At 72.8% G+C, this 11,531-nt stretch carries 11 protein-coding genes and 1 pseudogene; 5 read left to right on the forward strand and 7 right to left on the reverse strand.

Features of this window, described 5'->3' with window-relative positions; genetic code table 11:
• Positions 1-89: 89 nt before the first annotated feature.
• The 3 genes and pseudogenes from ACFXDJ_RS12330 to ACFXDJ_RS12340 form a co-directional block, all read right to left on the reverse strand.
• Positions 90-734, reverse strand: a pseudogene (locus ACFXDJ_RS12330) (TetR/AcrR family transcriptional regulator); the annotation flags it as partial.
• A gap of 21 nt (positions 735-755) precedes the next feature.
• Entirely contained in the window at positions 756-2,840 is a 2,085-nt protein-coding gene (locus ACFXDJ_RS12335; protein ID WP_384652110.1) for a YhgE/Pip family protein, read from the reverse strand.
• On the reverse strand, positions 2,812-3,678 hold the full coding sequence (locus ACFXDJ_RS12340) for an ATP-binding cassette domain-containing protein (protein ID WP_384652112.1): 867 nt from the start codon (positions 3,676-3,678) through the stop codon (positions 2,812-2,814). Before ACFXDJ_RS12340 ends, ACFXDJ_RS12335 begins: the two co-directional genes overlap by 29 nt.
• A gap of 229 nt (positions 3,679-3,907) precedes the next feature.
• On the opposite strand from ACFXDJ_RS12340, the gene ACFXDJ_RS12345 reads away from it, so the two are divergent.
• From ACFXDJ_RS12345 to ACFXDJ_RS12365, 5 genes are all read left to right on the forward strand, one after another.
• A complete protein-coding gene (locus ACFXDJ_RS12345; RefSeq protein ID WP_384652114.1) occupies positions 3,908-4,444 on the forward strand; it encodes an SAV_6107 family HEPN domain-containing protein in 537 nt (178 codons plus the stop codon).
• Between the two features lie 96 nt (positions 4,445-4,540).
• Positions 4,541-5,299, forward strand: a complete 759-nt coding sequence (locus ACFXDJ_RS12350) for a class I SAM-dependent methyltransferase (protein ID WP_384652116.1) — start codon at positions 4,541-4,543, stop codon at positions 5,297-5,299.
• Between the two features lie 330 nt (positions 5,300-5,629).
• Positions 5,630-6,031, forward strand: coding sequence for a DUF3040 domain-containing protein (locus ACFXDJ_RS12355; protein ID WP_384652118.1), 402 nt, complete (start codon positions 5,630-5,632; stop codon positions 6,029-6,031).
• A 70-nt stretch (positions 6,032-6,101) separates the two neighbouring features.
• Positions 6,102-6,716: a DUF4126 domain-containing protein gene (locus ACFXDJ_RS12360; protein WP_384848973.1), complete on the forward strand. Its 615-nt coding sequence runs from the start codon at positions 6,102-6,104 to the stop codon at positions 6,714-6,716.
• Between the two features lie 10 nt (positions 6,717-6,726).
• Complete coding sequence (locus tag ACFXDJ_RS12365) at positions 6,727-8,136, forward strand: phytoene desaturase family protein (RefSeq protein WP_384652122.1); 1,410 nt, start codon at positions 6,727-6,729, stop codon at positions 8,134-8,136.
• Between the two features lie 19 nt (positions 8,137-8,155).
• Here ACFXDJ_RS12365 and ACFXDJ_RS12370 read toward each other — a convergent pair whose 3' ends face one another.
• The 4 genes from ACFXDJ_RS12370 to ACFXDJ_RS12385 form a co-directional block, all read right to left on the reverse strand.
• On the reverse strand, positions 8,156-9,130 hold the full coding sequence (locus tag ACFXDJ_RS12370; protein WP_384652124.1) for a hypothetical protein: 975 nt from the start codon (positions 9,128-9,130) through the stop codon (positions 8,156-8,158).
• A 51-nt stretch (positions 9,131-9,181) separates the two neighbouring features.
• Positions 9,182-10,096, reverse strand: coding sequence for a methylenetetrahydrofolate reductase [NAD(P)H] (gene metF / locus ACFXDJ_RS12375; protein ID WP_384652126.1), 915 nt, complete (start codon positions 10,094-10,096; stop codon positions 9,182-9,184).
• A gap of 69 nt (positions 10,097-10,165) precedes the next feature.
• Complete coding sequence (gene thiE, locus ACFXDJ_RS12380) at positions 10,166-10,813, reverse strand: thiamine phosphate synthase (protein ID WP_384652128.1); 648 nt, start codon at positions 10,811-10,813, stop codon at positions 10,166-10,168.
• 164 nt (positions 10,814-10,977) lie between these two features.
• Positions 10,978-11,343 carry an Rv2175c family DNA-binding protein gene (locus ACFXDJ_RS12385; protein ID WP_384652130.1) on the reverse strand — a complete coding sequence of 122 codons (366 nt, stop codon included), beginning with the start codon at positions 11,341-11,343 and terminating at the stop codon, positions 10,978-10,980.
• Positions 11,344-11,531: the final 188 nt, after the last annotated feature.

Consider the following 11,531-nt stretch of genomic DNA (forward strand, 5'->3'; position numbering starts at 1 on the left):
CCGCGCCGCGCCCGGCGCGGGGGGCCGCGGCCGCCGGGGGGGGGGGGCGCGGCGGGCGCCGCCCCCCCCGCGCGCGGCCCCCCCCCCCCGCCCCCCCCCCCCCCCCGGCCCCGCAGCAGCAGCGACAGCGCCGAGTGCACGTCGTCCAGCGACCGTTCGCTCTGGAAGGACTGCCAGTCCAGCGCCGCCACCAGCACCATCCCCACCAGCGCGGCGGCGGTCAGCGGCACGTCGATCTCCGCGCTCAGCTCGCCCCGCTCCACGCCCTCCCGCAGCACCGTCTCGACGACGGCGACCGCCTCGCGCCGGACGACCATCAGGGTGGACTGCCAGGTCCGGTTGGTCCGCCACAGCTCGGCCACGTAGAGCTGGGTGAAGGCCGGGTAGCGGTCGATGAACACCAGACCGGCCCGGATCATCTCGTCGAGCGCCTCGACCCGGGTCCCGCCCCGCGCCTCGGTGGACTCCGCCGCCGTCCGCAGGGACTCGGTGAGCAGCCCGACCCCGTGCCTCAGCAGTTCCTCGAAGAGGTCGTTCTTGCTGGCGAAGTTGTAGTAGACGGTGCCCTTCGCGACGCCCGCCCGCTCCGCGATCTCGTCGACGGTGGTCGCGGAGAAGCCCTGCTCCGCGATGAGGGTCACGGCCGCTTCGTAGAGCTTCTGCCGTGTGGCCTGGCGGCGGCCGCCGCCCCCGGCCGTACCGGTGCTGCTGCTTTCCATGGCGCTGATTCTCACAGGTCAACCCGTCCCCACTGGTTACAGGCTCAGTTCCGGATGGAGACGGTCCATCGTCCACACCTGCTTGCCGCGTGCGGCGAGCGCGGTGAGGGCGAGGGCGCCCGCGGTGAAGGCGACGAGAACGGCGCAGCCCTGCCAGACCGGGGCGAGGTCGCCGCCGGTGATCAGGCGGCGCAGGCTCTCCACGATGTACGACATCGGCAGGTAGGGGTGGATGGCGTTGAAGAACCCGGGGCTGGTCTGGACGGGGTAGGTGCCGCCCGCCGAGGTCAGCTGGAGCATCAGGAAGGCGAGGACCAGGATGCGCCCGGCGGCCCCGAACTTGGCGTTGAGCCACTGGACGATCGCGGCGAAGCAGCCGGTGACCAGCATCAGGAAGGCGATGGTGAGCGCCGGCCGGGCCATCTGGAGGCCGAGGCCCCAGTGGAGTACGGACATCAGCGCGGCCACCTGCGCCGTGCCGAGCCCGGCCACGGGCAGCCAGCCGGCGAAGGCGATCCGCCAGGGCGAGGCGCCGGCGGCCAGGGCCCGCCGGTTCAGCGGGGCGATCAGCATGTAGGCGACCATCGCGCCGACCCAGAGGGAGAGCGGGATGAAGTAGGGGGCGAAGCCCGTGCCGTAGTTGGGCGCCTTGTGCAGGGACTGGTTGGCGAGCTGCACCGGGTCGGCCATGACCTGGGTGCGGGCGTCGCGCTGCTGCTGGTCGTAGTCGGGGATCTTGCCCGCGCCGTCGTGCAGGCCGCCGGCGAGTTCGCCGTTGCCGTCCACGAGCTTGACCAGGCCGCCGTCGAGGCTGTGCGCGCCGTCGCCGAGCTTGCCGACGCCTTCGCCGATGGCGCCGGAGCCGTCGGTGGCGGTGCCGATGCCGGTGTGCAGCTTGGCCATGCCGGTGGCGACCTTGTGGGCGCCTTCGTTGAGGGCGTTCACCTGGGTGACCGCCGCGTCGAGGTCCGCGGAGAGGCCGGGGGCCTTGGTGGCGAGCAGGCGGGCCTCCCGCTCCAGGTCTGCCAGCTGCGTGTGGAGCTTGCCGAGGTCGCCGTTCGAGTCCTTGACGAGGGTGTTGACGTCGCCCGCGAGTTCGGCGCCCTGGGCGGCGTCCTCCTTGAGCCTCTTCAGCTGCGGGCAGGTCGCGGGCACCGGCTGGGTGCCGGCGGTGCAGGTCTTCGCGTAGACGTCGGCGGCGCCGGTGGAGACGCGCTGGGTGACGGTGGCGGCGGCCGGAGCCGCCTTGGCGAAGTCTCCGAGGTGCTTGTCGACGACCTGGGCGGTGTCGGCGACGAGTTCGGCGCTGTCCGCGAGCTGCTTGGGGTCCTTGAGGAAGGGGCGGGCCTTGTCGGCGGTGCCGCCCACCTTGTCGGCGAGCCGCTGGGTGCCCGCCGCGAGGTCCTTGGTCCCGGTCTCCAGCTGTCCGGCGGCGCCGTTCAGCTTCTTCAGGCCCCCGGTGAGCTCGCCGTTCTTCTCCTTGGCCGTGTCCAGGCCGTCGGCGAGGTCCTTCGCTCCCTGCTGGGCCTTGCCGGCTCCGTCGGTGAGCTTGTCGGCGCCGTCGGCGGCTTCGGCGGTCTTGTCGTGGAGGTCGGAGAAGCTGACGAAGATCTTGTCGAGGAATCCGCGGGAGGCGTTGGTGGACGCCGCGGAGCGGACCTCGGAGAAGACGGTGCGCGAGATCGAACCGACGATGTAGTTGTTCGCGTCGTTGGTGCGGACCTGGAGGGCTCCGGTGGCGGGGTCCGCGCCGGAGCTGGAAGCGATCTTCGAGCTGAAGTCGGCGGGCATGGTGAGGGAGAGGTAGTACGTACCGTTCTCCAGGCCCTTGGCCGCCTCGTCGGCGCTCACTTCGCGCCAGTCGAAGGTCTTGCTGGCGTGCAGCTTGCGGGTGATCTCGCCACCGGCGTCGATGCGCTTGCCGTCCACGGTGGCGCCCTGGTCGGAGTTGACGAGGGCGACGGGCACCTTGTCGAGGCGGCTGTACGGGTCCCAGAAGGACCACAGGTACAGGGCTCCGTAGAGCAGCGGCAGCAGGAGCAGCGCGACGAGTGCGGCCCGGGGCAGCTTCCCCCGCCCGAACCGCTTCAGCTCAAGCGCGGCCAGCTTCGGCGAGCGCATCGTCGTCCCCCTTCGTGTCGGTCTTCTCGTCGGTCTTCGCGTCGGTCTTCGCGTCGGTGCCTGCGGGGGCACCCCAAGTGATCTTGGAATCCGTGGGCCTGGGCAGGGCCGCCCGTTCCTCGGCGGGCCCCGCGGCCGGGGCCTCGGCGACGGTCCGCAGGATCACCGCGTCGGCCGGAGCCTGACTGCACACCGCGAGGACGGTGGTGCCGCGGGCGGCGATCGAGCGGAGCAGCTCCCAGGCTTCGGCGCGCTCGGCGTCCGAGAGCTTGAGGTCGAGGTCGTCCAGGGCCAGCAGGCGCGGCGCGCCGAGCAGGGCGATGGCCACCGACAGCCGTACGGATTCCAGCCGCTCCAGATCGCGCACGGAGGTGCGCGGCCCCTTGGGCAGGGTCGCGAGGTCCAGTCCGACGGCGGCCAGCGCGGCTTCGATCCGGGCCGCGGTGGAGGTGCGGCGCTCGCCGCGCGGGCGGAGCAGGGCGCGCAGGGGGCCGTCGTAGCGGCGCTGGAGCAGGGCGCCCTCGCGCAGCTGCTCGGCGACGGTGAGGGCCTGGTCGAGGTCGGTGATCCCGGGTACCGGGCCGAGGGCGGCGATGCGGCGGACCGCGGCCATCTTCTTCGGCAGCCGGTGGCGGCCGATCTCGGCGTGTCCCTCGGTGGGCTTCATCCGGCCGGTGAGCGCGAGGAGCAGGCAGGTCCGCCCGCTGCCGGAGGGGCCTTCGACCGCGATGAGCGAGCCGGGCGCCGCGTCGATCCCGACGCCCCGGAACACCCAGCCGCGAGGGCCCTTGAGTCCGAAGTCCTCGGCTTTGACGGCCGCTCCGTGCGGGCTGTCCACGCCGTCCCCCTTCTTTTGAACTGACCAGTCAGTTCAAAAACTAGCATCTCCATCGGCACGGGGTGCGCGGCGGGGGGCAGTTGAACGCCGCGGTTGAACGCCCACATGAAGGTCCACACCGCCGGCCGGAGGCAAAACCGCAGGTCAGAGCGATTGTCAGTGGGGGCCGTCACGATGGGGGGACGCAACGACATGGAGCACCGCACGACGCAACGACAGGAGGTTCGTCATGGCCACACCGTCCCCGTCCCCGTCCCCTGTTGCCGACCCCATCCCCCGGAAGCCGGCGCCGCCTTCCCCCGCCGCGGTACCGCGGGGAGACCCGGCCGCCGCCCTCGCGCTGCTCGCCAAGGCCCGCTCGGGCCTGGTCGAAGCCGCCCGGCTGCCCCGGGCCAACGAGCGGTACGCCACCGCCCATCTCGCCGCGCTGCGCGCCGCCGCTGCCGTGCTCGCCGCGCGCGGACGGCCCGAGCCGGTGAATCCGCGGCGCAGGCCCCGGATCCGCAGCGCGTGGGAGGTGCTTCCGGAGATAGCGCCCGAACTGACCGAGTGGAGCGCGCTCTTCGCCTCCGGCGCGGCCCGCCGGGCCCGGGCCGAGGCCGGGATAGCGGGCGCGGCCACCGGCCGGGACGCGGACGATCTGGTGCGTGCCGTGGCGATGTTCCTGCGCCTGGTGGAGCGGATGCTCCCGCTCCGGCGACCCTCCCCGAACGGCCCGCCCCAGCAGCTGCCGCAGCCCCGCCTGGAGCGTCCGGACGCGGGATGACCTGCCCGGCAGCCGGAGGCAATAGGGTGGGCACGGACCGCTCGCCCTCCCCCGGCTACCGCCGGGAGGTGCCCCTACGCCGAGGAGCCATCAGCCGTGTCGGACACTTCCCGCCCCCGCGCCTCCCTCCGCACCGCCGTGGTGTGGGAGGTCCTCAAGGAGGCTCTCGACCGCCGGGTGAAGGCGACCGGGCGGGACGTGCTGGACGTGCTGGACACCGGCGGCGGCACCGGCAACTTCGCCGTCCCGGTGGCCCGCCTCGGCCACCGGGTCACCGTGGTCGACCCCAGCCCGAACGCGCTGTTCGGGCTGGAGCGCCGGGTCGCCGAAGCCGGCGTGGCCGACCTGGTCCGCGGTGTGCAGGGCGACGCCCAGGGCCTGCTCGACGTCGTCGAGCGCGACTCCTACGACGTGGTGGTCTGCCACGGCGTGCTGGAGTACGTGGACGACCCGGCCGAGGGCGTGGCCAACGCGGTGGCGGCCCTGCGCTCCGGCGGCATCCTCAGCCTGCTCGGCGCCGGGCTCGGCGGGGCCGTCCTGGCCCGCGCCCTGGCCGGGCACTTCACGGAGGCCCGTACCGCCCTCGACGACCCGGCCGGCCGCTGGGGCTCGGGCGACCCGGTGCCGCGCCGCTTCACCGCCGAGCAGCTCGCCGCGCTGGTCGGCGACGCCGGCCTGACGGTCGGCTCGGTGCACGGCGTACGGGTCTTCACCGACCTGGTCCCGGGCGTCCTGGTGGACACCGAACCGGGTGCGGTCGAGGCCCTCCTCCGTCTGGAGGAAGCCGCCGCCGAGCTGCCCGCCTTCCACGCGATCGCCACGCAGCTGCACGTCCTCGGCGAGAAGCCCGCCTGATCTGCGAATCTTCCGGGCACGCAGTGCGGCACTCACCCTCCGAACCGGCGATGTGACCCGTATGATCGGGGTCAGTGACCGGCATGCCGAGCGGACCTCTGGGGAATAACGCCCTCAGAGCCGCTCGCAGGGCGGTACGGCTTTGCGCAACGCATGCTTGAGACAGGGCTGAGCTTCCCCCGAACAGTGCTTTTTTCGGGCAGTGTTTTTTTAGGCAGTGTTTTTTAGAACGCGGCGTAGAGGGCGGGTATCACGGGGGCGGTTCCCCGCCTATCCTGAAGGGGACCCCTGGTCGCTGCCCCCCGCGACCGACGGATGAGGAGGACTCCCGTGCCGCTCTCGGAGCACGAGCAGCGAATGCTCGAGCAGATGGAGCGAGCGCTGTACGCCGAAGATCCCAAATTCGCTACAGCGCTTGAGGGAAGCGGACTGCGCACGTACACCCGGCGACGGGTTTACCAGGCAGTCGCAGGCATCGTGGTGGGTGTCGCGCTCCTTATGACCGGTGTGATCGTGCCGAACGTGCTTTGGGTCAGCGTGGTGGGATTCCTCGTCATGCTGGGCTGCACGGTTCTCGTGGTCACCGGTTGGCGCAAGGCACCCAAGCCTGGTGAGCAGCCCGTCTCCGGTAGTGCAGGCGGTTCGGCCCAGGGCCAGAACCGGCAGCGTCGGTCGATGATGACCCGTATCGAGGACCGGTGGCAGCGCCGCCGTGACGATCAGGGGCAGTGAGCCCCGAAAACGTGGGTGAGGGGACGGGTGCCGGAAGGCGTCCGTCCCCTCGCTGGTCCATGATGAGCCGATGAGTGTGCTCCCCCTGGTCTTCACCAGCGGCTGGGCCAGCGGGATCAACGCGTACGCCGTGGTCCTCCTGCTCGGCATCTTCGGCGCGACCGGCCTGACCGACGAGGTCCCCGCCTCCCTGCAACGCACCGACGTGCTGATCGTCGCCGCGGTGCTGTTCCTCTGCGAGGCCGTGGCCGACAAGATCCCGTACGTGGACTCGATCTGGGACACCGTGCACACCGTGATCCGCCCGGTGTCCGGAGCGGTGGTCGGCGCGCTGCTGGCCGGGCAGAGCGGTTCGCTCTCCGACATCGCCGCCGGCGCGGTCGGCGGTTCCACCGCGCTGGCCAGCCATTTCGTCAAGGCCGGCACACGGATGGCGATCAACACCTCGCCCGAACCGTTCAGCAACATCGTCATGAGCACCGCCGAGGACCTCGGCGTGGGCGGCATCGTCACCTTCGCGATGTTCAACCCGCAGGCCGCCGCGGTCATCTGCGCCGTCCTGCTGATCATCGGGCTCGCCCTGCTGGTCTACCTCTGGGCCAAGATCCGCCGCTTCCGGCGGCGCCGCGCCCAGCGCCGCGAGGAGAAGAGACTCGCCTCCGAAGTGGCCCGGGTCGCTCGATAGGCTCGGCGGCATGGCAAGAATTGCGGTGACCGGCTCCGGGATGGGCGCGATGGCGACGGCGGCCCGGCTGGCCGTGGCGGGGCACCGGGTGACGGTGTACGAGCGCGCGGCGACCTACGGAGGCGCCGTCGGACGGTACGAGCGGGACGGTTTCGCCTTCGACACCGGCCCGGGGCTGCTGCACCTGCCCGCCGTCTACCGCGACCTGTTCGTCAAGACCGGCAAGCGCCCCCTGGAGGAGTGCGCCGAGCTGGTCCAGGTCGACCCGGCCGTCCGCCACCTCCTGGAGGACGGCCGTACGGTCACCCTCCCCGGCGCCTCGCACGGCGGCGCCGCCGCCGTCCTCGACGAGGCCTTCGGGCCGGGCGCCGGGGACCGCTGGAGCGCGGTCCTGGGCCGCGCCCGGGACGCCTGGGACGCCACCCGCCGCCCCCTGCTGGAGGAGCCGCTGCGCCCCGACTGGCAGGTCCTGGGCCGCGACCCGTACCCCGCGCTGCGCGGCAGCGGTCTGCTGCGCCGCCGCCCGCCGACCCTGGCCGAGGTCGCCGCTCGCGAGCTCGGCGGCGACGGGCTGGGCGGGCTGCTCACCGCGCGCGTGGGCTCGTACGGGATCGATCCGGCGACCGCGCCCGCCTCGGCGGCGGTGCTGCCCTACATGGAGCAGACCTTCGGCAGCTGGTACGTGCGCGGCGGGATCCGGGAGCTGGCCACCGCCGTGTACGAGCGGTGCCTGGAGCGGAAGGTCGACTTCGAGTTCGGCGCCGAGGTCCGGGAGGTCCTGGTCCGCGAGGGCCGGGCGGCCGGGCTGCTGCTGGCCGACGGATCCACGGCGGAGGCCGACCACGTGGTCTGCGGGGTGGACCCGCGGCTGCTGGGCGTGGAGTCCGCGCCGGGGGCCGTCCCGGCCCGGGGCGCCGGGGTGGCGAGCCGGTACACGCTGTTCCTCGCCCTGCGCGGGCCCCGACCCGACGATGCCGTGCACCGGACCCTGGTCCACTCCCCCGGCGCGCTGGTGACCGTACTGCGCCCCGACGATCCCGCCACCCGGCCGGACGCGGACCACGAGGCCGTCACCGTGAGCGCGGTGTGCCCGCCGGGGGCCGCTCCGGACCCGCGGGAGCTGCTGGACCTGGCCGCGCGGGCGGTCCCGGGCCTGCGCGAGCGGCTGCTGTGGCAGCGGGCGCAGAGCCCGGCCGACGTGGAGGCGGCCACGGGCGCCGCGGGCGGCTCCGTACCCCCGCCGGCCCTCGCGGGAGCCGGCGGCCGCGGGCTCTACCCCGCCAACTCGGCGGCGCTGCCCGGCCTGTACCTCGCGGGCGGCTGGGCGCACCCCGGCGGCGGGCTGGCGCACGCCGGGATGACGGGGGCGCTGGTGGCCGGACTGATCGTGGAGGGCGCGGAGTTCCGCGGCTCGCGGTGAGAGGGGTCCCGACCCGGCGTCAGTAGCGGTACTGGTCGTACTCGCCCGTGCCCTGGTACGGGTACTGCGGCTGCTGCTCCTCCGCCGGGTACGGCTGGGCGGCCGCCCCGTCGGTGGACCGCTGCTGCGGGACCCAGACCCCGCCGGGCGGGGTGTCCATGGAGTACTGCTGCTGCGCGGCCGCGTACGGGTCGGGGGTGTAGTCCGGGTAGGCGGTGTAGCCGCCGGGCTGGGGGTACTCGTACGGCTGCTGCGGGGCCACGGCGCCGCCGGTGCCGATGTACGGGTCCGAGTAGGCGGCGTAGACCTGCGGCTCGCCGGGGGCCGGGTAGCCGGTGGTGTAGTCGTAACCGCCCTGGCCCTGCGGGTCGTAGTACGCCGCGTACTGGTGGGCGTCCTGCTCGGGCGTGTTGAACGGGGAGGCGAAGGAGGCGGTCTCGAAGCTCTGGATCCCGTACGAACCGGTCTCCTCGGGCACGGGCTGCGCGGCGTAGAACTGCTGCTGGTCCTGCGTGTGCTGCTGCGTGTGCTGCTGCTCGTCCTCGGGCCGGGCTCCGGAAGCGGCTGCGGCCATGGTCGCGTCGAACTCGCCGGAATCCCCGGCGTCCGCGTCCGCTTCGGCGTCGAACCCGGACCCGGACTCGGGCCCGTATTCCAGGGCCGTCACCCGGAGCGCCGGCTCCGGGCGCGCTCCGCCGGCCGCGCGGCGGCGCCGGTTGGCCTGCGGGGCGGGCGCCTTGCCCCGGCGCAGCGCCCAGCCGGCCACGAAGCCCTTGCGGAAGGAAAGGGTCACCAAGGTCTGGCCGACCGCGAACGCGCCCGCACCGGCGGCGATGACGAGCACCGACGGCAGTGCGACGCCCGCGACCACGCCGAGGAAGCCCGCGAAGGCGAGCAGGCGCCAGCGGAGCCGGGCCTTGTACTGCATCAGGACCTCGGCAAGCAGCCACAACGCGACGAAACCGAACGCGATGTAGAGGACCGTCATTCCCATGCATGGCCCCTCTCGGTACGGACGACCGCCCAGGAAGCGGGGGCCGGCCGATCAGGCCCGCTGGTGCAGACCCAGGTTCTCGTAGATTTCGAGAGTCGCCGTGGAATTGTTCAGCGTGATGAAGTGCAGCCCCGGGACACCCTCGGACAGCAGCCGCGCGCAGAACTCCGTGGCGAACTCGATGCCAATGGAGCGTACAGCGGCCGGATCGTCCTTGACGGCGAGCATGCGCTCTTTCACAGCCGCGGGGAAGACTGCGTTGGTGAGTTGGGGCAGCCGGTCGAACTGCTTGATGCCCACAACAGGCATGCACTCGGGGATGATCGGGGTTTCGCAGCCCGCCTTCTCGACGCTGTCGCGCAGCCGCAGATAGTGCTCCGGATCGAAGAACATCTGGGTGATCGCATAGTCGGCGCCCGCGCGGCACTTGTCCACGAAGTGCCGGATGTCCGTGTCCCAGTCCTCCGAGCGCGGGTGCATCTCGGGGAAGGCCGCGACGCCGACGCAGAAGTCTCCGGACTCCTTGAGCAGCCGGACCAGGTCGGCCGCGTAGTGCACGCCCTCGGGGTGCGCGACCCACTCGCCCATCGGGTCGCCCGGCGGGTCCCCGCGCAGGGCGAGCATGTTGCGGATGCCGGCGTCGGCGAACTGGCCGATCACGTTGCGCAGCTCGGCGATCGAGTGGTCGACCGCGGTGAGGTGCGCGACGGGGGTCAGCGTGGTGTCCGCGGCGATCTGCTCGGTCGCCCGGACGGTGCCGCCGCGGGTGGAGCCGCCGGCTCCGTAGGTCACGGAGACGAAGCTCGGGGCCACCGCCTCGATGCGGCGCAGCGCGTTCCAGAGGTTGCGCTCGCCCTTCTCGCTCTTGGGAGCCCAGAACTCGAAGGAGTACGAGCGCCCGGACGCGATGAGGTCTCGGACCGTGTGTGCACGGTCCGACCAGGTGGAAGCGGTACCAGAGGCCATACGGGGAGGTTAGACGGGGTCTCGTGGACACCGAAGCGCCGTCCATCTTTTGGACACGTTTTTGGACACTTACCCGCGGGCCCGGACCCGCTTGGCCAGGTCGGCGGCTGCCGCGCCGGGGTCGGAGGCCTCGGTGAGGGCCCGTACGACCACGACACGGGTGGCGCCTGCGTCCAGCACCTCGTCCAGATTCGTCGCGTCGATCCCGCCGATGGCGAACCACGGCCGGTCCTGCGCGAGCGAGGCCGCGTGGCGGACGAGGCCGAGGCCGGGGGCGTGGCGGCCGGGCTTGGTGGGGGTGGGCCAGCAGGGGCCGGTGCAGAAGTAGTCGACGCCGGGCTCGGCGGCGGCCGCGTCCACCTCGGCCTCGGAGTGGCAGGAGCGTCCGATCAGGACCTCCTGCCCGAGGATGGCGCGGGCGGCGGGCACCGGGATGTCGCCCTGGCCGAGGTGGAGCACGTCGGAGCCGATGGCGTGCGCGACGTCGGCGCGGTCGTTCACGGAGAGCAGCTTGCCGTGGCGGCGGACCGCGTCGGCGAAGACCTGGAGGTGCTCCAGCTCCTCGCCCGCCTCCATGCCCTTGTCGCGGAGCTGGACGATGTCCACGCCGCCGGCGAGGACGGCGTCGAGGAACTCGGGGAGGTCGCCCTGCCGCTTGCGGGCGTCCGTGCACAGGTAGAGCCGGGCGTCGGACAGCTGGGCGGCGATGGCGGACATGGGTACCCCCGGGGTGGTGTGTCGTACGTACGCGGTGTGCGGGACCGGGGCCGGGGCCCGGGACCCGCACACCGCGGGTGTCATTGCGCTGCGCGTACTGCGCTTGATCAGGTACTGCGGGATCTGATCAGGCACTGCGTTTGATCAGGTACTGCGGGATCGGGTCAGATGGCGAGCGCCTGAGCGCGGCGCTTCACCTCCGTGCCGCGATTCTCGCTCAGCGCCTGCACGGGGGTGCCGGGCAGGGTGTCGTCGGCGGTGAACAGCCACTCCAGGATCTCCGCGTCGGAGAAGCGGTCGTCTCGGAGCACGGTCAGCAGGCCGACCAGACCCTTGACGATCTTGTCCCCGTCGATGAAGGCCGCGGGGACCTGGAGGGAACGGTTCTCGCCGCGGCGCACCGCGAGCAGCTGACCTTCCTTGACCAGCTGGCGAACCTTGGTCACTTCGATGTTGAGCATCTCCGCGATGTCGGGGAGGTACAGCCAGGCGGGGACAAGGGCATCGATCTTTGCGTCAATCTCGGTCACGGGCACAAGCCTGCCATCTCGGACTCACTGCCGGTACCCGGGCGGCCCCGTCCGGGGGCCGCCCCGGCATCCGCCGCCCCCGGGGGGGGGCCCCCCCCCCCCGGGGGCGGGGGGGGGGGCGCGCGGGGGCGCCAGCCCCCAGATCAAAGCGGGCCCACCGCTGTGTCGAGGGGGGGGGCGAGCGCGAG

Source organism: Streptomyces sp. NPDC059443 (assembly GCF_042750105.1).
Taxonomy (GTDB): Bacteria; Actinomycetota; Actinomycetes; order Streptomycetales; family Streptomycetaceae; genus Streptomyces.